Source organism: Streptomyces sp. NPDC005494, from assembly GCF_042872025.1.
Classification (GTDB): domain Bacteria; phylum Actinomycetota; class Actinomycetes; order Streptomycetales; family Streptomycetaceae; genus Streptomyces.
In genome coordinates this window covers 246,546-267,108 of sequence record NZ_JBIAJR010000004.1, presented here as the reverse complement: position 1 = coordinate 267,108, position 20,563 = coordinate 246,546, and the positions used below count along the sequence as shown (strand labels likewise).

Genomic DNA, 20,563 nt, shown 5'->3' with positions numbered 1-20,563 from the left:
TCACAGACATGTCCGACCTGTTGCGCGCCCCCGCCGAGATCAAGTACGCCGAGGAGCTGGACTGGCTCGAATCGGTCGACGACGGCCCCAAGCCCTTCTCCTGGCGCCTGTCGCCCAAGATGGTCCGGCTGTTCATCCTGGGATCCGAGCGCTCGGACGGCCTCGACCGGGAGATCTCCCAGAAGTGGTACGGCGACCGCAGCTTCGTCGAGCGTTCCATCGTCACACTCGCCTCCGACCGCGGCCTGCTCCTCATCGGCGACCCCGGTACGGGCAAGAGCTGGCTGGCCGAGCTGCTCTCCGCCGCCATCTCCCGCAACAGCACCCTGGTGGTGCAGGGCACGGCGGGCACCACCGAGGACCACATCAAGTACTCCTGGAACGTGTCCATGGTGATCTCCAAGGGGCAGTCGCGGGAGTCGATGATCCCCTCGCCGATCATGACCGCGATGGAGACCGGCGCGATCGGCCGGTTCGAGGAGCTCACCCGCTCCACCAGCGACGTCCAGGACGCGCTGATCTCGATCCTCTCCGAGAAGTACATCTCGGTCCCGGAGATGGACAGCGACAACATCGTGTTCGCCAAGCCCGGCTTCTCCGTCATCGCGACGGCCAACAGCCGTGACCGTGGCGTCAACGACCTGTCCTCAGCGCTCAAGCGGCGCTTCAACTTCGTCCGCATCCCGGTGGTGACGAACAAGAAGAGCGAGGCCGAGATCGTCCGCTTCCGCACCGAGGAGCTGCTGCGCCGCCACCAGATCGAGCTGGACGTGCCGCCGACCCTGCTGGACGTCCTGCTGCAGAGCTTCGCCGATCTCCGTGCCTCCGCCGCCGCGGCCGGCAGCGACGACGAGAAGCTGGAGTCCGCACTGTCCAGCGCCGAGCAGATCGGCGTCCTGGAGGACGCGATCCTGCACAGCAACTTCTTCGGTGAGAGCGCGCTGACCGCCCGCACCCTCGCCTCGTCCCTCGTGGGGTCGCTGGCACGGCGCGAGCCCGAGGACCTCGCCATCCTCAACAAGTACCTGCACGGCGTCGTCGAGCCGCGCAGCAAGGAAGAGGGCGGCTCCTGGCCGGAGTTCCTGGAGGGCGGTCGTGACGCGATCGCCACCCTGTCATGAGCGGCGTGGACGGGAGCACGGCGTTCGAGGCGCTGCGAGGGCAACTCCAGGGCGCGGCATCCGAATTCGCCGACGGTCCGGACGCGCTGCAGGGCATCCTGCTCGGCATCGTGGACGACGTCGACCGCGCCGTGCGCGAACCCCTGGAGATCTTCCCCGTCTGCCACCACTCGCCCGCCTCGGCGGTCGCCATGGCGCGGCGGCTGCGTGAGAAGCAGCCGAAGGTCGTCTATCTGGAGCTGTGCGAGGACATGGCACCGCTCCTGACGGAGCTCAGGAACTGCCGTCTCCCGGTGGCGGTCCAGGCGTTCGCGAGCGAGGTCAAGGGCTTCCCCGCGGAGTGGGCGCCCCTCTCGGTCGTCGCCCCGATCACGGAGGCCTCGGCCGAGTACCAGGCCATCGCCTACGCCCTGGACACCCCGGGCGTGGAACTGGTGCTCGTGGACCGCTCCTCGGACCACGTGTTCCAGTGGCAGGCGGCGGGCCGGGCCGATGCCGCGGACCAGGACACACCGCCCGCCGAGGAGGAGGCGGCGCTGCACGGTGACGCCGTCGGAGTGGAGATCGGCGATCTGCGTCCCCGCTTCGCCGAACTGGAGGAGCACCTCCTGCACCACGGCCGCGTGCGCCACTGGTCGGAGTGGTGGCACCAGTACGTCGAACTGCCGCTCGGCGACAGCGACCACGACACCTACCGCCAGGTCATGCTCCTGATCGGCAGCCTCTTCCGCCGCCTGGCCCCTGGCGACGCCGACCGGCTCCGTGTCGACGAGGACCGCGAGCGTCACATGTGGACCCGGATGCGCGAGCACCTCGCCGCGACGGGCACCGACCCGCAGGACTGCCTCTACGTCTGCGGAGCGTTCCACGCCTCCAGCCGTGTGGAGGAGTTCGGTGTCCACGGCAGCGGTTCCTTCGAGATCACCCCGCCGAGCGAGAGCACCTGGCAGTACGGGCTCATCCCCTCCAGCCACTCGGCGATCGAGGCGCAGTTCGGCCTGGCCGCCGGGTCCGTGTCGATCGCGGCAACCCAATGGGCGAAGAACCTCAAACGCACCCGGGTGAAGCCGTACCGGCTGGCGGGCCAGGCGGGCGCCAGGAAGACGGCCGGGGCCAAGAAGTCCGCCGTTCAGGCCACCCCCACGGCCCCCGAGGCGCCTTCCGACAAGCTCTCCGGATTCCTGCAGAGCCCGCCGGCCCTCGACCGCCTGGACGAGGCCGAACTCCTCGGCTGGTCCGTGGAGATCGTCCGTTCCGCCCGCCGCAACGGCTACCTCGCCTCGACCGCCGACGCCATCGCCGTGTTCGAGACCTCGATCCTGCTGGCGGGCATGCGCGACCGCGCGAGGCCGACCCCGTACGACTTCCAGGACGCGGCGGTCACCTGCATCGAGAAGGAGACCGTTCCGGGCCGGCGCGACGTGCGCCGCCTCGTCGAGATCCTGATGGGCGGTGACCGGGTCGGCCAGGTCGGTTACGACGCGCTGCCGCCCCTGGCCCGCGACGTGCACGACCGGCTCGCTCCGCTGAATCTCAAACTCCAGCAGCGGGGCGTGCAGCGGGCGTTGCTGGACCTGGCCTCCAGGCAGGAGCTGCGCCGGTGCTCCGACCTGCTCTGGATGCTGCGCCGCCTGATGCCGCACGGGGCCGCACGGCCCATCATGGGGGAGCGGGAGCTCGGCAAGCAGTCGGTGCAGGAGTCCTGGGACCTCGCGCTGGGCACCCACCAGCGGGCGCTGATCGAGCTCGGTTACGAAGGCGTCAGCGTCGAGCAGGTCCTCGAACAGCGGCTGCGTCGCGTGGCGTACGCCCCGAACGCCACCACGGCGCAGGTCCTCGAAGCGGTCGAGGACGCCGAGCTCCATCTGCGCGGCGGCCGGCTGGCCGACGAGCTGGGCACCCGGGCCCTGGAGGTGCTGGCCACCGAGCGCAGCGTCGACGGTGCGCCCGAGGTGCTGCGCCGGGTGCGACGGCTCCTGGCGTACTACCGCATCAGCCGGCCGGAGCTGCCGTCCTGGATCGAGACCTTCGCCAAGACGGGCTACGCGCACTACTGCACGCTCCTGCCCACGGCGTTCACCGACGAGGACGCGACCGTACGCCAGGTCGCCGCGATGCTGGGCTTCCTCTTCAGCATGGAGAGCCTGGCGCTCTCGCTCGGCTGCGACCGGACCCAGCTGGACCTGGCCTTCGCGCAGTCGCATCCCCAGGAACCGTCGAGGGTGGCGCTCCTCTGGGCGGCGCGGGTGCACCTCGGGCAGCTCTCCCGCGCCGAGCTGCGGGAGCGGTGCGACGCGCTGCTGGACAACCCCTTGGTGGTACCCGCCTATCCGCGCTACCTCAGCGGGTTCCTGCACGCCCTGGAGCCGGTGCCGCAACTGGCCGACTTCGTGGTGGAGGCGGTGTCGAACGCCTTCGCGCGGCTGCCCGACCCGGTGCTGCTGCCATGGCTGCCGAAGCTCATCACCACGCTGCGCTCCGAGGGAGCCGATCTGGCCCCTCTGCTGATCCGTGAGGCCGGACGCGTCTTCCCGGGCCGGCTCGCCGCACTGGACGCCTGGGTGCCCCCGTGGCAGGCCGCCCCGGAAGCCCCCGCTCTCCCAGCGGCGACGGACGGCGGCGCGGCAGGCCGCGCCGTGCTGCTCGCCGCCCACCCGGAGACGTGCGACAGCCTGGCGGAGCTGCTGGGCTGTGAGGACCCCTGGGAGACGGAGACAGCAGCTCCCACCGGATCGCTGCTCACCGCCCGCCACCCCGAGACCGCCGAGGCACTGGAGGCCCTGCTGGCGGGAGTCTGACGTGTGGAGGCCCTGCCGGTGTGGGTCTCACGCACCGGTCAGCGCCGACGGCCCGGCGCAGACTCAGACGGGAGCGCCGATGGCCCCCCCGCGCTGAGGCACGGCGGGCGCCGGTGGCCCCGTGCTGTGACGTACGGCGGGCGCGGGGGCGTTCCGCGCGAGCACCGTGCGGCCGGCGCAGGCGCAGGCGTTCCGCGCGAGCACCGTGCGGAACGCCTGCGCGGGCCCTTCCGCCCCGGACGGGTACGTGACCAGGCGGCCCCGGCCAGTGCGGGGAGCATGTGGCCGGGCCTGCCCGCTCGGTGACGCATGCGCCCCGCCGGGGCCGCCCGCCCGGTGACGCATGCGCCCCGCCGGGCCTGGCCGCTCTGTGATGGATGCGCCCTGCCGGGGTTGCCCGCTCTGTGATGGATGCAGCCTGCCGGGGCCGGCCACCCAGTAACGGATTCGCCCCGCCGGGCCTGCCCGCCCTGCGATGGATGCGCCCTGCCGGGCCGGCGCACGCACACTTCGGCCGATACCGAACCACCGGGCCCGTAGCGTGCCGGGAGTCGCGTGGGAGACGCCCGCGCGGGCGACAGCGAAGGGCCGAGCATGCCGGGGACAGACCTGAAACAGCGCCTTGCCGAGAGGTTCCGCGCGGTCAACGGAGACCATCCGATGACCGACGCGGACGACGCCTACGTCGATACGCAGTTCGTCGCGCTGGAGGACCTGTGCGCGGCCGAGGGCCACGACGTGGAAGAGGTCCGCCGGCTGATGCTGGAGCGGCTCCTGCCACTTCCCGGATACCTGCGCTCCGACGGTCGCGAGATGGTGCCCGCCGACCTCTTCGCGCTCGCCGCCGAAGCGGGCGGACCGGAGAGGCTCGAAGCGTGGTTCACCGCCCACTGGACCGACCCGGCCGCCGGCCGGGACGAATGGGACGCCTACCTCAGCGGACAGTACGTCTGCCTCCACTCGGTGACCCCTGCCACGATCCGGCGCAAGGACCACCTGACGGCTGCGATCACGACCGCGCCGGACGAGCCGGACGCCGGATCGGCGCAGTGGTCGGCGCGTCTGCACCACCTGATCGACGAACTCGACGCGCTGGAGCCGGCGTTCACCGAGTACGACCGCCTGCGCTTCGGTGGTCCCACCTCACGGGACGCCTGCGTCGTCGCGATGCGCGCACGCTTCCCGCGCCCCTGACCAGGCCCCCCGGAGCATGCCGCCTCGGCGCCCCCGGCATGAACCTCAGACGTCGCCCGCACGGCCGTCACGCGGCGCGCTACCCGTGTCACGCGGACCAGGGCGCAATTGCGAGGGCCGAGCGCGCGGGGTGCGCCCCGGGCCCCCGGCCGTACGACCGGGATGCCCGGTCCGGGCCTTCTGCTGGGGGACGACGACCGACAGGGCTCGCCACCACTGCGCGATCGGCGCCGCGTACGGGGGTTCCGTGGTCAGTGGTGGGCGTGGACCACGGCGTGGCCTTTGCCGCGGCCGATCATCCACTTGTTGACCGGTGTGGTGATCAGGAAGGCGACCGCGAAACCGCCCAGCAGCGCCGACCAGAAGAGGCCGTCCGACAACTCGGCGTCCATCGCGCCGGGGACGAGGGCGATGATGCCGTTGTCGACGAGTTCCATCACGGCGATGGAGACGGTGTCCGCCGCGAGCGCGACCTTGACGGCGGCCTTGAGGCCCAGCCCGGCGCGGCGGACCGCGAAGAGGGTGAACGAGTAACCGAACACGAAGGCCAGGGAGATCGCCAGGATCATGGTGGACACGTTGCCCCACATCAGGGCGGTGCCGATGACCATGCCGAGGATCTCGCCGATGGCGCAGCCGGTCAGGCAGTGCAGCGTGGCTTTCGCCGCGGTTGCCCACGAGGCCCCGGCGCTGTGGCTCGTACGGTGCCCCGTCTGGTCGCCTCCGGCGCCGGGGCCCGTGCGGTGTCCAGGGTGGTGGTGTCCGGTGCTGTGGCTTGTACGGTGTCCCGCGTTTTCGTGCCCTGCGTCGTGGTCGTGGTGGTGTGCGTTGCCGGTGTGACGCGTGCTGTCGTCCATGGCCGCTTCCCCGTTCCCGTCCGTGTGGCCCGTCGCGAGCCCTTCTCACTTCGGAACCATATACCCCCCAGGGGTATTCCCTCTCGTGTTTCGGCTGACGCGCGGCCGTGTTTTCCCCGCCGGGCGCCGGGCCGTGTAGCCATAGGCGGCCGGGCGACGGGATTCGCGGAAGGGGTGGCCTGGGCGGCGCGGCCGGAGCACGAGTTCCCGCCGCCCAGGCACGAGTTCCCGCCGCCCAGGCACGAGTTCCCGCCGCCCAGGCACGAGTTCCCGCCGCCCGGGCACGAGTTCCCGTCGCCTGAGCAGGGCTCCGGGCTCACCCCCCGGCGCGGCTTCCGGGCCACGCGGCGCCGATGCGGTACGGAATGCCCCGCACCGGCGTCCGGGCGGCCCGGCCCGGCGCGGCATCAGTCGCGGAAGTGGGCCTTGCTGATCACGCCGTGCACCCCCGTGGTGCGGTCCACCACCTGCGAGACCTCGAAGTCCGCCGCCGCCGACAGATAGGCGTAGGCCGTCGAGCGGTCCATGCCCAGGTCGTCCTGGAGGAAGTCCAATGCGTTCACCACCGCGCGGCGCATCGCCACGTCCAGGTCGCCCAGATTTCCCGACGCCGAGCCGTCGGGGTCGGAGAGGCCGACGGGAATCCAGGTGTCCTTCGTCTCGCCGAACGGATAGCGGTGGGCGACCGACGGGGCGTCCCCGCTGCCCGGCTTGCACACGGTCAGCCGGAAGGTCGCGCGGAGCGAACCCTCCAGCGCGGTGAGCGCGGCCTCCCCGTTGCCCATCGCGAGGTGCGGGTCGCCCAGGTAGAAGAGCGCCCCCTCCGCGAAGACAGGGAGGTAGAAGGCCGAGCCCTCTCCCAGGTGACGGATGTCGATGTTGCCGCCGCCCAGGGTCGGCGGGATCGAGTTCAGCAGCGGGTCGGTCGCAGAGCCCGCCTCGGCGAAGGCGACACCCATCATTCCCATGTGCGGGGCGAGCGGGAACCGTACCTTCCCCTTCCGGCCGACGGGCAGCACTGCCTGCGCGCCCTGTGCGCTCCGCTCCACCGGTGTGAAGACGGAGACGTTGCCGTACTTCTCCGGGTCACCCGACGCCCTGCCGTCCGACTCCAGCGGTGGCATGACCTCGGCCGCCGTGACGCCGTCCGGGGCCCCGCCGTCCGCGCGGCGGGCCAGCGCGCCCTTCCCGTGCCGGCTCGAGATCACGCCGTACGGCACGCGGGGGAGCAGCGACAACGGCTCCACCTTCAGGACGTCACCGGGCTCGGCGCCCTCGACCGCGACGGGGCCGATCACCACGTGCGGGCCGTCCACGTCGAAGTTCCGCGCGGTGCGGGCGTAGTCGCGGGCCACCGCCACCGCGTCACGGAGTACCCGGTCGGCGGGCACGCCCTGGGAACGGAAGTAGGCGAGCGGATCGCGGCCCTGGTCCTCCAGCAGGCCCTCGTGCGAGAGCGTGTCCACGGTGAGCGTCTCCCCGGAGCGCATCCGGAGCACGGGCTCACTGCCGCGCGACGGTACGTATCCCCAGCGCACCTCGTCCGCGTCGGCGCGCAGATAGTGGCGCCCGTGCACCGGGCCCTTGCCCGGCTGGAGTATCTGCCCCGGATAGGAGACGTGCGGACCCTTCGAAGGTGCCGCCGATGCCCGGCCCTGTGCCGCGAGCGTGGCGGCGGCGGTCAGTGCGCCCGCGCCCGCCGCGGCCCGCAGCAGACCACGCCGGCCCAGCCGGTCCTTCAACTGCTCGTGCAGACCATGAAGTTCGCCGGTCACATCAGCCACGCGCAACTACCTCCAGAACACCGTGCCGTCCCGGCTCCGGTACTTGCCGGAACGATGTTGTGCCTGGTCTACGGGGCGGGTGTTACGAGGAGCGCTCCGCTCGAATTCCGCCCGGTAACGGGGATCCTGCCGACGGAACGGGCGGCCTGCGGTCCCCCCCCGCCCCCGCACCGCTGCACCTGCACGACCCGTTCCCGGCCCAGGGACGGCCCTGCGACGGCACGGCTCCCGTGTATACGTCGCTCGGCGTCGAGCAGCCGGCCACGAGCAACTGCTCCGAGCAGCTGCGCCACGCCCGCGTGCCACTGCCGTGCCCGCGTACCACACCCGGGCCGGGTGCCCCTGCCGTGCCCGCGCACGTCACCGCGCCCGCGTACCACCGTCATGCCCGTGAACCACCGACACGGCCGGGAGACCCACCGCCACGGCCGGGAGGCCGGCCTTCAAGGGCGGGCGGACCGCGACTACGGTGTCCGAACATGACCGACGACGCGTGGCTGACGGACACCAGGAACTCCTACGACACGGTCGCGGACAGCTACGCCGACCAGCTGCGCGAGGCCCTGGCAGAGGAGCCCTACCTGCGGGCGGCGCTGGCACTCTTCGCCGAGACGGTCCGCACGGCAGGGGGTGGGCCCGTGGCGGACATGGGCTGCGGTCCCGGGCACGTGACGGCACACCTGCGGGACCTGGGAGTCGACGCGTTCGGCATCGACCTCTCACCCACCATGATCGACGTGGCCCGGCGCGACCACCCCGGCCTGCGGTTCGAGGTCGGCTCCATGACGGACCTAGACCTCGCCGACGCGTCGGCCGGCGCCCTGCTCGCCTTCTGGTCACTGGTCCACGTCCCCGACGAGGCGATCCCGACCGTGTTCGCCGAGTTCCGGCGAGTGCTGCGCCCCGGCGCACCGGTGATGCTGGGCTTCCACATGGGCGACGAGTCGCGACTGAAGACACAGGGCTACGGCGGCCACCCGATGAAGGTCCACGTCCACCGCCGCCGGCCGGACCGCGTCACCACCTGGCTCCACGACGCGGGATTCACGGTCGAGGCGCAGCTGCTGCTCGACCTGGACGAGAGCTTCCCGGGAGCGATCCTCTTCGCGCGCCGCGACTCCTGAACGGCACCCTGCCCGCTTCTGCCGCCGTCAGCCGCGCGTCAAGGAACGGGCACGCGGGATCAAGGGACCGCTAACGGACCGGCCCGGGGCGGGGGAGCGGGCATAGCGTCACCGGTACGTCCCGTCGCACCGGCAGTCGAGGGCGGCACACCCGTCGCACCGGCAGCCGGGGGCGGCACACCTGTCGCGCCGGCAGCCGGGGGCGGCACACCTGTCGCGCCGGCGACCGGGGCGGCACACCCGTCGCCACAAGGAGCGCAATGAACGACACCCAGCGTCCCGAGGAGCCCGACCCCCTTCAACCGGACCGGAAAACGGCGCTGTTCGTGCCCGTCCGGCCCGGCCCGCTCTGCTACCGCGCCCGCCTCTTCCGTACGCCCCTCGGCGCCCGTACCGCGGTCGCCTTCACCGACGAGCGGCAGCTGACCTCCGCCCTGGGAGAGCAGCAGGCCTGGGTGCGGCTGTGCGAACCCGCGATACGCGCCCTGGTCGCACCCCTGGGAGTGGTCACCCTCACCGTCGATCCGCTGCTCGCCGTTCCCGGGCCGGGCACCCCGTCCGCTGCCGCACGCGCCGTGCGCGCGTGTCCGCCGGCCGCCTCGGGAGGCCGACGCGCAGCGCGTGACCGGCGCTCGGTCGTCGTCCGCCGCACCGACCTCCTGACCGGCTGAGGGCACATCATGGACGCAACAGTGCCCGCACCCTTCGCACCGTCCGCGCCGGTCACAGCATCGGAGCCGTCGGGAGGCGCCGCCGATCTCACCGTCTGGCCCGCCTCGGCCCGGCTCACCCCGCTCGGCGATGTCACCGTCGCGGGCGTCTCGCTCGCCGAGTCGGCCGAGCGGTTCGGCACGCCCGTCTACCTCCTCGACGAGGGAGAGGTGCGGCGGCGCTGCCGCACCTACCTCCAGGCCTTCCCGGACACCGACGTCGTCTACGCGGCGAAGGCGTTCCTGTGCCGCGCACTCCTGCACTGGGTGCGGGAGGAGGGCCTCGGCCTGGACGTCTGCTCCGCGGGCGAGCTGGAGTTCGCCGTCACCAACGGCTTTCCTCCCGAACGCATCGTGCTGCACGGCAACGCCAAGAGCCCGGAAGACCTGAACGCGGCGCTCCGCCTCGGCGTCGGCAGGATCGTCATCGACAGCGCGTGGGAGATCGCCAGGCTGTCGGCGCTCGTCCCGGACAGCACCCGCCAGAAGGTGCTCGTACGGGTCGTCCCAGGCGTCGGTGCGGGGGGCCACGCGTCGATCCGCACCGGCACGGAGGACCAGAAGTTCGGGCTGTCCCTGACCGACGGGAGTGCCCGGCACGCCATCGCCAGGATCCTCGGCCAGCCGCGCCTGGAACTCGTCGGGCTGCACTGCCACATCGGCTCACAGATCACCACGGTCAAGCCCTACCTGACCGCACTCCGGCGCATGGTCGGGCTGCTGGCCCAGGTGCGCGAGCAGCACGGGACCGCGCTCCCCGAACTGGACATGGGAGGCGGCCACGCGGTCGCCTACCGGCCGGGCGAGACCCCGCTCGACGTCCCGGCCCTCGGCGCACGCATCCGTCGCGAGCTGGTCAGGAACTGCGCGGCGGCCGGCCTCCCCGTCCCCCGGCTCACCGTCGAGCCCGGTCGCGCAGTGGTCGGGCCGGCGGGCGTGGCGCTCTACCGGGTGCTCGCCGTCAAGACGTCGGGCGGCCGTGTATTCGTCGCCGTGGACGGCGGGATGAGCGACAACCCGCGCCCCGCCCTCTACGGCGCCCGCTACACGCCCCGGCTCATCGGCCGCCGCTCGACGGCCGGGGCCCGCACGGCGACCGTCGTCGGCCGGCACTGCGAGGCGGGCGACGTGCTGGCCGCCGACGTGACATTGCCGGAGGACATCCACCCCGGTGACCTGCTGGCCATTCCGGTCGCCGGGGCGTACCACCTCGCCATGGCGTCCAGCTACAACGCGGTCGGCCGCCCACCCGTCGCCGCCGTCCACGAAGGCCGGGCCCGGCTGCTGATCCGCCGCGAATCCCTCGCCGACATCAACGGACGCGACATCGGACTGTGAACCGCTCGCCGCCTCTGCCGGGTTCGCACCCGCCGAGGCGGCCGGAGGGCGGTGGAAGACCGTCCGCCGTGGCGCGTGAGGCCCCGACCGCACCGGTCAGGGCCTCAGGCGTACCCGTACGTGTCACCGCCGGCGCTCCCCGGACGGCCGCGCGCTACCCGGACTGCCCCAGCATCACCGCGAGGGCCCAGAACGCCCCGGCCGCACTGAGCATGTCGGCCGCCTGCTGGTGACCCCGGGCGAACATCACGGTGCTCGCCACGAAGGCCAGCGTGCCGAGCACCGCGCAGCCGGCACGGAACGGTACCTGCGTGTCACGCACCACGCGGCGGTAGGTATCGGCCCTGCGAGCGCGGCGCAACCGACGTACCGCGCGACGGGAGACGCGCATGTCCGCGGTGCGCAGGGCGAGTTCGTGCCGCGCCGCGAGAAGGAGGGTCTCGTACGCGACGGCGGCCTCGCGAGGGTGGTGCGCGTACGGCTCGGGCAAGGTGTTCATGGGGCTCCTTCAAGAGCGCTGCCGGTCTGCCGCGAAGCCGGGCCTCGTGCGAACTCCGTCGCGGCAGCGCGGTGTTGTCCTGTCCCCCAGAAGGAGGAGCCGGACCCCTCATGTGCATCAGAGGTGTCCGGCTCCATCGGTGACCCCGGTCACAGCCTTGGCGTCCCCCCTGCACTCCAAGGCTGCGACACATCCGTCACCGAACTCGCGGTCCCGTGCCGCCGATGCGTCCAGGAGCCCGGCCACCGTTCCCGGCCGGGACGCCGGGACACCGGCGTTCCGTTCACGCTTCCCGCGGGTCCAGCGTCCGTGCCCCGTTGCGTGCGGACCTGCCCCCGTCGTTCCCCCCGTCGGCCCGCCTTCCCGGAACGTCCTGGTCCGCCCGAAGCGGTAGCCAGGACATCACGGCAATCAGCGTCCGGTCGTACCACCGGTACGCCGCCCCCCGAAACGCGGCCAGCAACACGATCACCCACCGCCCCGAGCTGCGCATAGCCCCCCCAGACTCGTCGTTCATCTGCGACCAACTTCCTCTTCTTCCGGTTCTGCGCAGTTGCTCCCTGCGCAGGTCTGGGCCTGATGTCGGACGGCCCACCCGGGCCCGCGTCCGTACGCGGCGGCGGTCGTACGGACGCGGACCGTGGAAGGCATTCCGGGCTTCAGTCGGTGATGCCCAGCCGTGTGTGCACCTGCTTCCTCACGCCGGGCTTCCTCATCTCCCGGCGCGCCCTGCTGGCCCGGTTGCGCACCACGGTATGAGTCGTGCCCGTCAACTCGGCGACGAGCTTGGAGTCGAGGCCGTACGCGTCGACGAGGATCACCGCCTCCGCCTGCTCCGGGGTCACCAGCCCTTCGAGTTCCTTGGCGAGGCGCCGGGCGCGCTCGTGCAGATCCGCCAGATTGTGCGGCACGTGCGCGTCGTCCTCCGCCGGGAGCTGGACGTCCTGACCCAGAACCGTCAGTGTGTGCTCCTTCATCCGCTTGATGTAGCGGGCCACCTCGCGCCTGTGGACCGTGCTCACGTAGGCGCTCACGCTGCCCACCGGTCCGTGGTCCCGCAGGGTCCGCCACACCGAGAGCAGAACGACCTGCCAGATGTCCTCGGCATGCTCCTTCGTGAGCCGCTTCCGCGTCATGAAGAACCAGCGGTCGCCGATGGCGAGCGCCTCGTACCACTGCTCGGCCGCCTCCGGCGAGAGCTGTTCCTCCCCAGTGCCGCCGATCACCTGGAGAACTCCACGGCGGGGTCCGGACAGAACCGGTCGGAAGTGCTTGAGCAACCCCGGGATTCCGCCGGGCCTGCCATTTTGCTGTGCCATCGCGCTCCTCGATCGCACGCGAGCCGGTCCCGCGGACCTGATGCGCTCGCCTCTCTGCGCTGTCACCGGTAGAGAGGCGCAGACCTCCCGGATCGCATCCCGCTTTTCAAGATTCTTTCCGGCGGTGACGGGCGGAGGCGCTGTGGCCGCCGGCACAGGCGGTCCAGAATGCTGCTGTGGCCGAAGACGAACAGAGCGGCGCGGAACCGCGTTCATTCCTGACCTGGGTGACGGAGGTCGCTCGGCAGCTGGGCGTCGGAGACGTCGCCATGGAGCCGGACGGCCGGGCCCGCCGCCTCGCCCACGCGGTGCGCAAGCCCCTGCTCGAACGTGCGACTCTGCCGGAGGAGTTGTTCGCCCCGCTGATGGCTGCGGCCGTGTACGACCCGGACCCCAGCTTCTGCCGCTGGTTCGTCGAGCCGGCGGTCTACGCATTCGGACGCCGCCGCGTGATGGCGGCCTTGGCCGACCACCTCAGGCACGGCACGGATGCCGAGCGCGCCGGCGCCGTGCGGGCCTGGTACAGCGCCCACGTGCCCGTATACGCGGGCCGTTCCCCGGCGTACGGGCCCGGCGGGGTGCGCGATCCCGCTCTGGACGAGTCACGGGACGTCCGAGCCGCGTGGATGGAGGCGTGCATGGGGGTGTTCGCCGAGGTCACCGATCTGCGGATGCGTCACAGGGTCCTGCTGGACCTGCCCACCTCCCGTGCGGCGTACCCGCCGTCACTGCACGAACTGCTCGACTGCACCCTCGCATCCGCCCGGCTCCATCCCGACCCGCACATTCGCCGCTGGGCCGCGGCAGCGGACCAGGAGGGTGGCTGAGCCCGGTATTGCACGGTGCAGGCCGATCACCGTATGGTCTCGCGGGCGACGACGATCACCTCGGGGATCTTGCCGACCGGGCGCCGCGAGGTTCCCCGGGCTGATGACCGGCGACGGAATCGCGACGCGCACGGCGGGCCGACGGCCATGCCCGTCCGGCCGGACCGGGAGAGGGAACGGCGGGCCTGCGCCGCCCCGGCCTCCTCCGCACCGCCACCCCCGACCGACCACCACCGTTCTCATCGAATCAGCTGCCCGTGACCCCAACCCCCGGCTGGCTGTGACCGTCGAGTCGGCAGGTCGGGCGCGAAGCGGGGGCTCGGCGCCGACCGGACTCGGGTACGTCGCGCCGAGAACGGTTCCGCACGACGTGCGGGGCACCTCGCACACCGAACGCGGGGCACCTCGCACACCGAACAAGGAGAGATCTTGTCCACCCATCCGCTCACGACGGCCACCGGCGAACTCGACCCGCTGCCCCACGACTTCCCCTTCGACCCCACCCACGGCTACGACCTGCCCCGCCTCCTCGCGGTGAAGGCGCCGCCCGGGCCGGACGACTTCGCCGACTTCTGGCGTGAGCGCCACGCGCGTGCGCTGCGCGTCGACACGGCGCCTCGGATCGAGGGGCCGTGGACCACGGTGGACGGCATACGGGTCGCCGACGTCTCGTACACGTCCGCCGACGGTGTCCGGATCGGCGGGTGGCTGACCGTCCCCGCCGACGGCCGGGTCACCCAGGGCTGTGTGGCGGCACACGGATACGGAGGCCGCGCGGCCCCGGACCCCCGGCAGTCCCCGCCGGAGACCGCGACCATCTGGCCCTGTCTGCGCGGGCTCGGAACGCGGAGCCTGCTGCCCGGCGTTCCCTCGAAGTCGGCGGGGCACGTCCTGCACGGCATCGGCGCCCGGGAGTCGTACGTCATCGGCGGGTGCGTGGCGGACGTCTGGTGCGCGGCCACCGCGCTGCAGCTGCTGGTGCCGGAGGCTGCCGGACGGCTGACGTACCTGGGCACGAGTTTCGGCGGCGGCATCGGGGCGCTCGCGCTGCCGTGGGACGACCGTTTCGACGCCGCCGGCCTGACGGTGCCGACCTTCGGGAACCATCCGCTCCGGGTGACACTTCCGTGCACCGGCAGCGGGGAGTCGGTGCGTACGCGGTTCGCCGGGGAGCCCTCCGTGCTGGACGTCCTCGCGTACTTCGACGCCGCTACGGCAGCCCGGTACCTCGAGATACCCGTACATGTGGGCGCCGCCCTGTTCGATCCTCATGTGCCCCCGCCCGGCCAGTTCGCCGTGCACAACGCACTGGCCGGGCCGCGTGAACTCCTGGTGCTGCGGGCGGGCCACTTCGAGTATCCGGGCGAGCGGGCCGAGACGGCGATCCTGGAAGAGGCGCAGCGACGCTTCCTGTCCGGGGCGGACCCCGTGGTGGCGTGCCCCACCGCTTGACCGCCTGCCGCACCAAGGGATCCGCCAGGCCGGGGCATTCACGGGTTCTGCCCTGTGACCTGGTGGTTCCGTGACGCCGGAGACGTCCCGCCCGCGGGACGCCGCGGAGCTGCCACGGTCGCGGATTTCAGGTACGGGCGTCGGACGGACGCGATATGCTGATGCAGAATGTGCAAGGGATTTGCAGAACGAGGAGGGTCATGGCTACGCGGGCGACTGATGCAGGGACGAACCAGAGCGTCGAACGAGCGGTGTCCGTGCTGCGCGCGCTCGACTCCGGCCGGCCCGAACTCCGTGTCTCCGACGTCGCCGAGCTCACCGGACTGGGCTCATCGACCACCTCCCGCCTGCTGTCCACCCTGGAGCGCCTCGACATGGTCGAACGCGACCCCGTCAGCAACCTCTACCGCCTCAGCCTGGGGCTCCTCCCTCTGGCCGCCACGGCCACGAACCGCCACCCCGTGCACCGGGCCGCCCGCATGGTGCTCCAGGGCCTCGCCACCCGCACCGGGCTCGGGGCGAACGTGGCCGTACGCCGCGGTGGCGAGCTGATGTTCCTGTGCAATTTCGAGGGCACGCGCGCCCCCAAGTCCTATACGCAGGCCGGGCACACCGCCCCGCTGCATGCGACGAGCATCGGCAAGTGCCTGCTCACCGGTCTCGCCCCCGAAGAGCGTCGCAAGCTGCTCGGAGATCCTCTCGACGCGCACACCGAGTACACGACCACCAGTCACGACCTTCTCGACGCCGAGATCGACACCGTCCGGCGCACCGGTTACGCCGTCGAGGCCGAGGAGCGCGCACTGGGGCGTGCGTCCCTTGCCGCGCCGGTCCGTGACGCCTCGGGGGAGATCGTCGCCGCCATCTCCCTCTGGGGCCCGACCTCGGTGCTCGGGGACCGCTCCGACACCGAAGGGCAGCGGCTCGCCCTCGTACGCGAGGTCATCGAGGCCGCCGACGCCATCAGTCAGGCACTCGGCGCGCTCTGACGCGCACGGCGAAGGGGTCCGGGGGAGCCGACCGGCTTCCCCCGGGCCCCTTCGCCGTGCGGCTACGCGCCGTACGCCTTGAAGGCGATCACGTGCGCGTGCCGTGCCCCGTGCGTCGCGTCGACCACGAGGCGTAGTGCGCCGGTGCGCAGGGGACCGCCGTCCGGGGCCCGCAACGCGTGGACGCGGTGGCGGCGCCGGTTGTCCTTCACCGTCAGGAGCGTGTGCCATGTGCCCGCGGCGTCGCACCTCTGGACGCGGTAGTCGCGTACGAGTTCCGGCATGACCTCGTACGGGGTGCGGTGGCGGTGCAGATTGTTGAGGTACTCGTCGACGTCGTCGTCGAACACCAGGCGGATCTCGGTGAGTTCCTGGTCGGCAGGCCAGTCGAGACGGAGCCACCGGGCGTCGTCCTCCGGCGCGGACGACCACATGTTCGGGCCGCCGTAGGGACGCTGGTACCCGCCTACGGCCCGTTCGGGGTGGAACGCCCTGGTGCCCGGGGCCGCCCGGAAGGCGAAGGTCTGCCGGCGCAGGCCGCGGGCCTGCCACTCCAGGACCGGCTGGCCGTCCTCCTCCGGGATGTCGTGGTCGACGCCCGCGTCCCCCTCGGCCTTCCGGCGCAGGGCGAGGACACCGTCGGTGCGTTCGGGGAGGAGGACCAGGGCCGTGCCGGCGCAGGCCCGGACGATGACGATCGCGTTCCGGAGTGTGTCGGGGCGGTGGTCGAGGCGGGCCGTGACCCAGTGGGGGCCGCCGGGCGGGACGGTGACGGTGGTCGTGAGGAGGTGGCCGGCGGGCACCGCGTTCTCGGGTCGGCCCGTGCTCCACAGCTCCACGGTGAGTTCGCTGTGCCGGCCGTCCGGATTCCCGTGGACCAGCAGGTCGACCGTGTCGAGCGCGGGATCGACCGGTAGCAGGAGGGCGAGGTCGCGGGTGAGGGGGTACGGGGTGCCGGGCGCGTCCCGCGTGGGTTCGGCGGCCAGGCGGGTCAGGCTGGACGAGGCGGTGACGCGGGCCGCGCGCGCCAGGTTGCCGGGGTCCTCGTCGGCGAGGCCGATCACGGAGGCGTCCTGGCGCAGCAGGGTGCGGCGCACCAGGTCCGCCCGCTCGGTGGCGAGTTCCCGCGGCGTGAGGTCCTCGGCGACGCACAGGGCCGCGGCGGTACCCGCGGCCTCGCCGAGCGTCGCGCAGGTGGCCATGACACGGGTGGCCCCGAAGGCGATGTGGGTGGCGGAGATGTTCCGCCCGGCGAAGTGCAGGTTCGTGACGTTCGCCGAGTAGAGGGAGCGCAGCGGGATGTGGAAGATGCCGTCCGCGTACCGCTGCCGCGCGCCGGGCTCCTCGGCGTACATGCCCTGTACGGGGTGGAGATCGACGGACCAGCCGCCGAAGGCGATCCGGTCCTCGAACTGGCGCTGCTCGAGGATGTCCTGCTGGGTGAGGACGTGATCGCCGAGGAAGCGGCGGTACTCGCGCTTGCCGGGGAGGCTGCCGACCCATTCCAGCGTGAGGTTCGCCGCGTCGGGGAACTGGCCGGAGTTCTTGATGTGGTCCCAGACACCCATGATCACGGCCTGGAGCTCGTCGCGGATGCGCTCGTTGTCGTGGACGGTGTCGAGCTCGCCGCCCCACTCGATCCACCAGTAGTCGCAGCCGTTGTCGCCGGTGCGCAGGATGCGGTTGCGCAGGATGGGTGTGGTCGACAGGTCCTTGGCGTAGGCGGGCGGTACGAACTTCACCGGCCGGCCCGCGTCCCTGGTGTGGAAGAGGGTCGTCGAGCCGAGCAGCGCCTGGTCCGCCTCGGGCGGCGCCCAGGGCTCGTCGAACTCGGTCCGCGCCTCACGGCCGATGCGGTAGCGGGCGCCGGCGAGGTGGCCGAGCAGGCCGTCGCCGGTGCAGTCGAGGAACTGGCGCGCGTGGAAGGTGATGCGCCGCTCCGAGCCCATCATCCAGCCGGTGCAGGAGTGCACCTCGCGGCTGTCCTCGGGGCCGCTCGCGTCGACCTCGCGTACGTCGGTGTTGAGGTAGAGATCGATGTTCGGTTCTGCGCGCACGGCGTCGAGGACGACCTGGTCCCAGTAGTAGGGATTGCCCTCGGGGTTGCGGTACTGGTTCTCCGTGTACAACTCGCCCATGATCCCGGTCTCGCGGGCCCAGCGGTGCACGCCGTGTGCGGAGGCGCCGCAGACCCAGACACGGATCTCGCTGCTGGCGTTGCCCCCCAGGACGGGCCGGTTGTTGACCAGGGCGACGCGCCGGCCGAGCCGGGCCGCAGCGATGGCCGCGCAGGTCCCCGCCAATCCGCCGCCGATCACGGCGATGTCGTAATGGACCTCTTCTTCCCGCACGGTGCGGCCTCCTCGGTGTGAAGCTCGGATACTCCCCGCCACAGCGGGCGGCCTCGAACGTACATCACATCCATATTGTGCAACCACTGTTCAACCACTGGGATCCGCTGTAAGTTCCGTTTGCGGCCGCCGACCTGGCCGTCGTGGGCCGACGTGCGTGTTCGGGGCAGGTGGGGCGTGTTCGCCGGTCCGGCACAGAATCGGTGATTCACCGACGAAAAGGGTTGACGCCATCGCGCGATATGGAGAACGATCCCGCATGCTGCAACTTGTGTTCATCGCAGTGGCGGCACACACGCAGGGCCCCGGCGCTCCCGCGACCACTTGAGAGGACAGACCCATGAGTACGGCCGCACCTCCCCAGAAGGCGCCCCCGCCGCGCGAGCAGGCCGGGGGACGGCTCTCCAACGGTGCGTTCGCCCTGCTGCTGACCGCACCGGGACTCGCCCTGTTCGCGGCGATCATCTTCTACCCGCTGCTGTCGGCGCTGTTCACCGGCTTCTTCAGGCAGGACCTGCGGCTCGCGGGCCGGGAGTTCGTCGGCCTGGACAACTTCGCCTACTGGCTCGACGGCGACTTCCTCACCATCCTCGAACAGACGCTGGTCTTCACCGTCGGCGCGACGCTCCTCCCCTTCGTGATCGGCTTCGCACTCGCGCTCGCGTTGAACACGGGACTGAAGGGCAGTGGCTTCCTGCGCGGCCTGTTCCTGTTCCCCTGGGTGATCCCGGGCGTGGTGGTCTCCTTCCTCTGGATGTGGATCTTCAACGCGAACTACGGGGTGCTCAACGGCGTCCTCATGGAGGCCGGGTTCATCGACGAGTCCGTGGCCTGGCTCGGCCGGCCCGGCACCGCGATGCTCGCCGTCATCGTCACCAAGACCTGGGCCAGCTTCCCCTGGATGATGGTGATGCTCCTCGCCGGTCTCCAGACCGTGCCCAGGGAACTGCACGAGGCGGCCTCGATGGACGGGGCGGGATCGATCCGGCGCTTCTTCGCCGTCACCTGGCCGCAGGTCCGCGGTGTCGCCTCGATCGTGCTGCTGCTGGAGTTCATCTGGAACTTCCAGCACTTCGACACCATCTACGTCCTCACCGGCGGCGGGCCCGCCGGCACCACCGAGACGTTCGCGACCGCCGTGTACCAGACCGCGTTCAAGGGCTTCGACATCGGCCGGGCCACCGCACTGGGCGGACTGTGGATGCTGCTCCTGCTCCTCCTCGTCGCCGTCTACCTCAGGATCACCGAGCGGAAGGGCGACGCCTGATGACCTCCACCACCTCCACCCCCGTGCCCGCCGTCGGCCGGCCGCAGCCCTCGGCCACCCGGGCCGGGCGCAGCACCCGGCGCCGTGTCCGCAAGGACCTGCTGCGCTCGCGGATCGCCGCCTGGAGCGCGGTCGTCGTCATCGGTGCCTTCGGCCTGCTGCCGGTCTACTGGCTGCTCGCCACCGCGCTGAGCACCCCCGAGTCGACCTTCCAGTTCCCGCCGAGACTGATACCCACCGATCTCACCCTCGGCAACTTCACGGCCCTGGCCGAGAACGACCAGCTGATCGACTACATGATCAACTCGCTCGTCGTGGCCTCGATCACCGCCGTGCTGAGCGTGGTCGTCGCCACGTACATGGGCTACTCGTTCTCCAAGTTCCGCTACCGGGGGCGGCGCTCGCTGATGCACCTGGTGCTGGCCTCCCAGATGTTCCCCCAGGCGCTGCTGCTGGTGACGCTGTACACCGTCTTCTCCAGCTTCGGCATGCTCAACACGTACACCGCCCTGGTGCTCTCCTTCACCACGTTCACCATGCCGCTGTGCGTCTGGATGCTGAAGGGCATCTTCGACACCATCCCGGACGCACTGCTGGAAGCGGCCTCCATCGACGGCGCGTCCCGGTGGCGGACGCTGCACTCCATCGTGGCGCCGCTGGCCGCGCCGGGGATGATCGCCGCCGGGCTCTTCGCCTTCGTACGCGGCTGGAACGACTTCATCTTCGCGCTGACCCTGGCCGACAAGGAGAAGCAGACCCTGCCCCCCGGACTCGTCTCCACCTACATCGGCGAGTTCCAGACCGCCTGGCCCCAGCTGATGGCGGCCTCGCTCGTGGTGTCGGTCCCGGTGATCGTCGCCTTCATGTTCCTGCAGCGCTACCTCGTCGGCGGCATGACCGCCGGCTCGGTCAAGAGCTGAACCCGCAAGGTCA

Annotated in this window: 16 protein-coding genes; 11 read left to right on the top strand and 5 right to left on the bottom strand. The window is 71.6% G+C overall.

Annotation, left to right across the window (positions count from 1 at the left end):
• Nucleotides 1-8: 8 nt before the first annotated feature.
• The 3 genes from ACFYQ6_RS14955 (at nt 9) to ACFYQ6_RS14945 (ending at nt 5,113) form a co-directional block, all read left to right on the top strand.
• Nucleotides 9-1,121 (top strand): AAA family ATPase, encoded by a 1,113-nt coding sequence (locus ACFYQ6_RS14955; RefSeq protein ID WP_325745069.1) that lies wholly within the window; start codon nt 9-11, stop codon nt 1,119-1,121.
• On the top strand, nt 1,118-3,919 hold the full coding sequence (locus tag ACFYQ6_RS14950) for a hypothetical protein (RefSeq protein ID WP_388763204.1): 2,802 nt from the start codon (nt 1,118-1,120) through the stop codon (nt 3,917-3,919). The genes ACFYQ6_RS14955 and ACFYQ6_RS14950 overlap by 4 nt, the downstream gene beginning before the upstream one ends.
• Before the next feature lie 594 nt (nt 3,920-4,513).
• Nucleotides 4,514-5,113: a DUF6058 family natural product biosynthesis protein gene (locus ACFYQ6_RS14945; protein ID WP_361576231.1), complete on the top strand. Its 600-nt coding sequence runs from the start codon at nt 4,514-4,516 to the stop codon at nt 5,111-5,113.
• Nucleotides 5,114-5,364: 251 nt separating this feature from the next.
• Here the strand turns inward: ACFYQ6_RS14945 and ACFYQ6_RS14940 are convergent, their stop codons facing one another.
• Entirely contained in the window at nt 5,365-5,970 is a 606-nt protein-coding gene (locus ACFYQ6_RS14940; RefSeq protein ID WP_388763202.1) for a DUF4396 domain-containing protein, read from the bottom strand.
• Between the two features lie 407 nt (nt 5,971-6,377).
• Nucleotides 6,378-7,754: an acetamidase/formamidase family protein gene (locus tag ACFYQ6_RS14935; RefSeq protein ID WP_388763200.1), complete on the bottom strand. Its 1,377-nt coding sequence runs from the start codon at nt 7,752-7,754 to the stop codon at nt 6,378-6,380.
• A 479-nt stretch (nt 7,755-8,233) separates the two neighbouring features.
• Here ACFYQ6_RS14935 and ACFYQ6_RS14930 point away from each other — a divergent pair, with 479 nt between their 5' ends.
• The 3 genes from ACFYQ6_RS14930 to lysA all read left to right on the top strand — a co-directional run bounded on the left by ACFYQ6_RS14930 (nt 8,234) and on the right by lysA (nt 10,926).
• Nucleotides 8,234-8,878, top strand: coding sequence for a class I SAM-dependent methyltransferase (locus tag ACFYQ6_RS14930; protein WP_361576240.1), 645 nt, complete (start codon nt 8,234-8,236; stop codon nt 8,876-8,878).
• A 260-nt stretch (nt 8,879-9,138) separates the two neighbouring features.
• Nucleotides 9,139-9,549, top strand: coding sequence for an SAV_915 family protein (locus ACFYQ6_RS14925; protein WP_388763198.1), 411 nt, complete (start codon nt 9,139-9,141; stop codon nt 9,547-9,549).
• 9 nt (nt 9,550-9,558) lie between these two features.
• Entirely contained in the window at nt 9,559-10,926 is a 1,368-nt protein-coding gene (lysA, locus tag ACFYQ6_RS14920; RefSeq protein WP_361576246.1) for a diaminopimelate decarboxylase, read from the top strand.
• Between the two features lie 154 nt (nt 10,927-11,080).
• Here lysA and ACFYQ6_RS14915 read toward each other — a convergent pair whose 3' ends face one another.
• Together ACFYQ6_RS14915 and ACFYQ6_RS14910 are read right to left on the bottom strand one after the other, a co-directional pair.
• A complete protein-coding gene (locus ACFYQ6_RS14915; RefSeq protein WP_388763196.1) occupies nt 11,081-11,425 on the bottom strand; it encodes a hypothetical protein in 345 nt (114 codons plus the stop codon).
• A gap of 659 nt (nt 11,426-12,084) precedes the next feature.
• Entirely contained in the window at nt 12,085-12,651 is a 567-nt protein-coding gene (locus ACFYQ6_RS14910; protein ID WP_361576252.1) for an RNA polymerase sigma factor, read from the bottom strand.
• 269 nt (nt 12,652-12,920) lie between these two features.
• On the opposite strand from ACFYQ6_RS14910, the gene ACFYQ6_RS14905 reads away from it, so the two are divergent.
• From ACFYQ6_RS14905 to ACFYQ6_RS14895, 3 genes are all read left to right on the top strand, one after another.
• The gene (locus ACFYQ6_RS14905; RefSeq protein ID WP_388763194.1) at nt 12,921-13,571 is read left to right on the top strand and encodes a hypothetical protein; all 651 of its coding nucleotides are present in this window, start codon (nt 12,921-12,923) and stop codon (nt 13,569-13,571) included.
• A 429-nt stretch (nt 13,572-14,000) separates the two neighbouring features.
• Complete coding sequence (locus tag ACFYQ6_RS14900; protein WP_361576258.1) at nt 14,001-15,023, top strand: acetylxylan esterase; 1,023 nt, start codon at nt 14,001-14,003, stop codon at nt 15,021-15,023.
• A 200-nt stretch (nt 15,024-15,223) separates the two neighbouring features.
• A complete protein-coding gene (locus ACFYQ6_RS14895) occupies nt 15,224-16,012 on the top strand; it encodes an IclR family transcriptional regulator (RefSeq protein ID WP_361576261.1) in 789 nt (262 codons plus the stop codon).
• A 62-nt stretch (nt 16,013-16,074) separates the two neighbouring features.
• On the opposite strand, the gene ACFYQ6_RS14890 is transcribed toward ACFYQ6_RS14895, so the two are convergent.
• The gene (locus tag ACFYQ6_RS14890; RefSeq protein WP_361576264.1) at nt 16,075-18,363 is read right to left on the bottom strand and encodes an FAD-dependent oxidoreductase; all 2,289 of its coding nucleotides are present in this window, start codon (nt 18,361-18,363) and stop codon (nt 16,075-16,077) included.
• A 340-nt stretch (nt 18,364-18,703) separates the two neighbouring features.
• On the opposite strand from ACFYQ6_RS14890, the gene ACFYQ6_RS14885 reads away from it, so the two are divergent.
• Together ACFYQ6_RS14885 and ACFYQ6_RS14880 are read left to right on the top strand one after the other, a co-directional pair.
• The gene (locus tag ACFYQ6_RS14885; RefSeq protein ID WP_361576267.1) at nt 18,704-19,630 is read left to right on the top strand and encodes a sugar ABC transporter permease; all 927 of its coding nucleotides are present in this window, start codon (nt 18,704-18,706) and stop codon (nt 19,628-19,630) included.
• A complete protein-coding gene (locus ACFYQ6_RS14880) occupies nt 19,630-20,550 on the top strand; it encodes a carbohydrate ABC transporter permease (protein WP_361576270.1) in 921 nt (306 codons plus the stop codon). Before ACFYQ6_RS14885 ends, ACFYQ6_RS14880 begins: the two co-directional genes overlap by 1 nt.
• Nucleotides 20,551-20,563 lie beyond the last annotated feature (13 nt).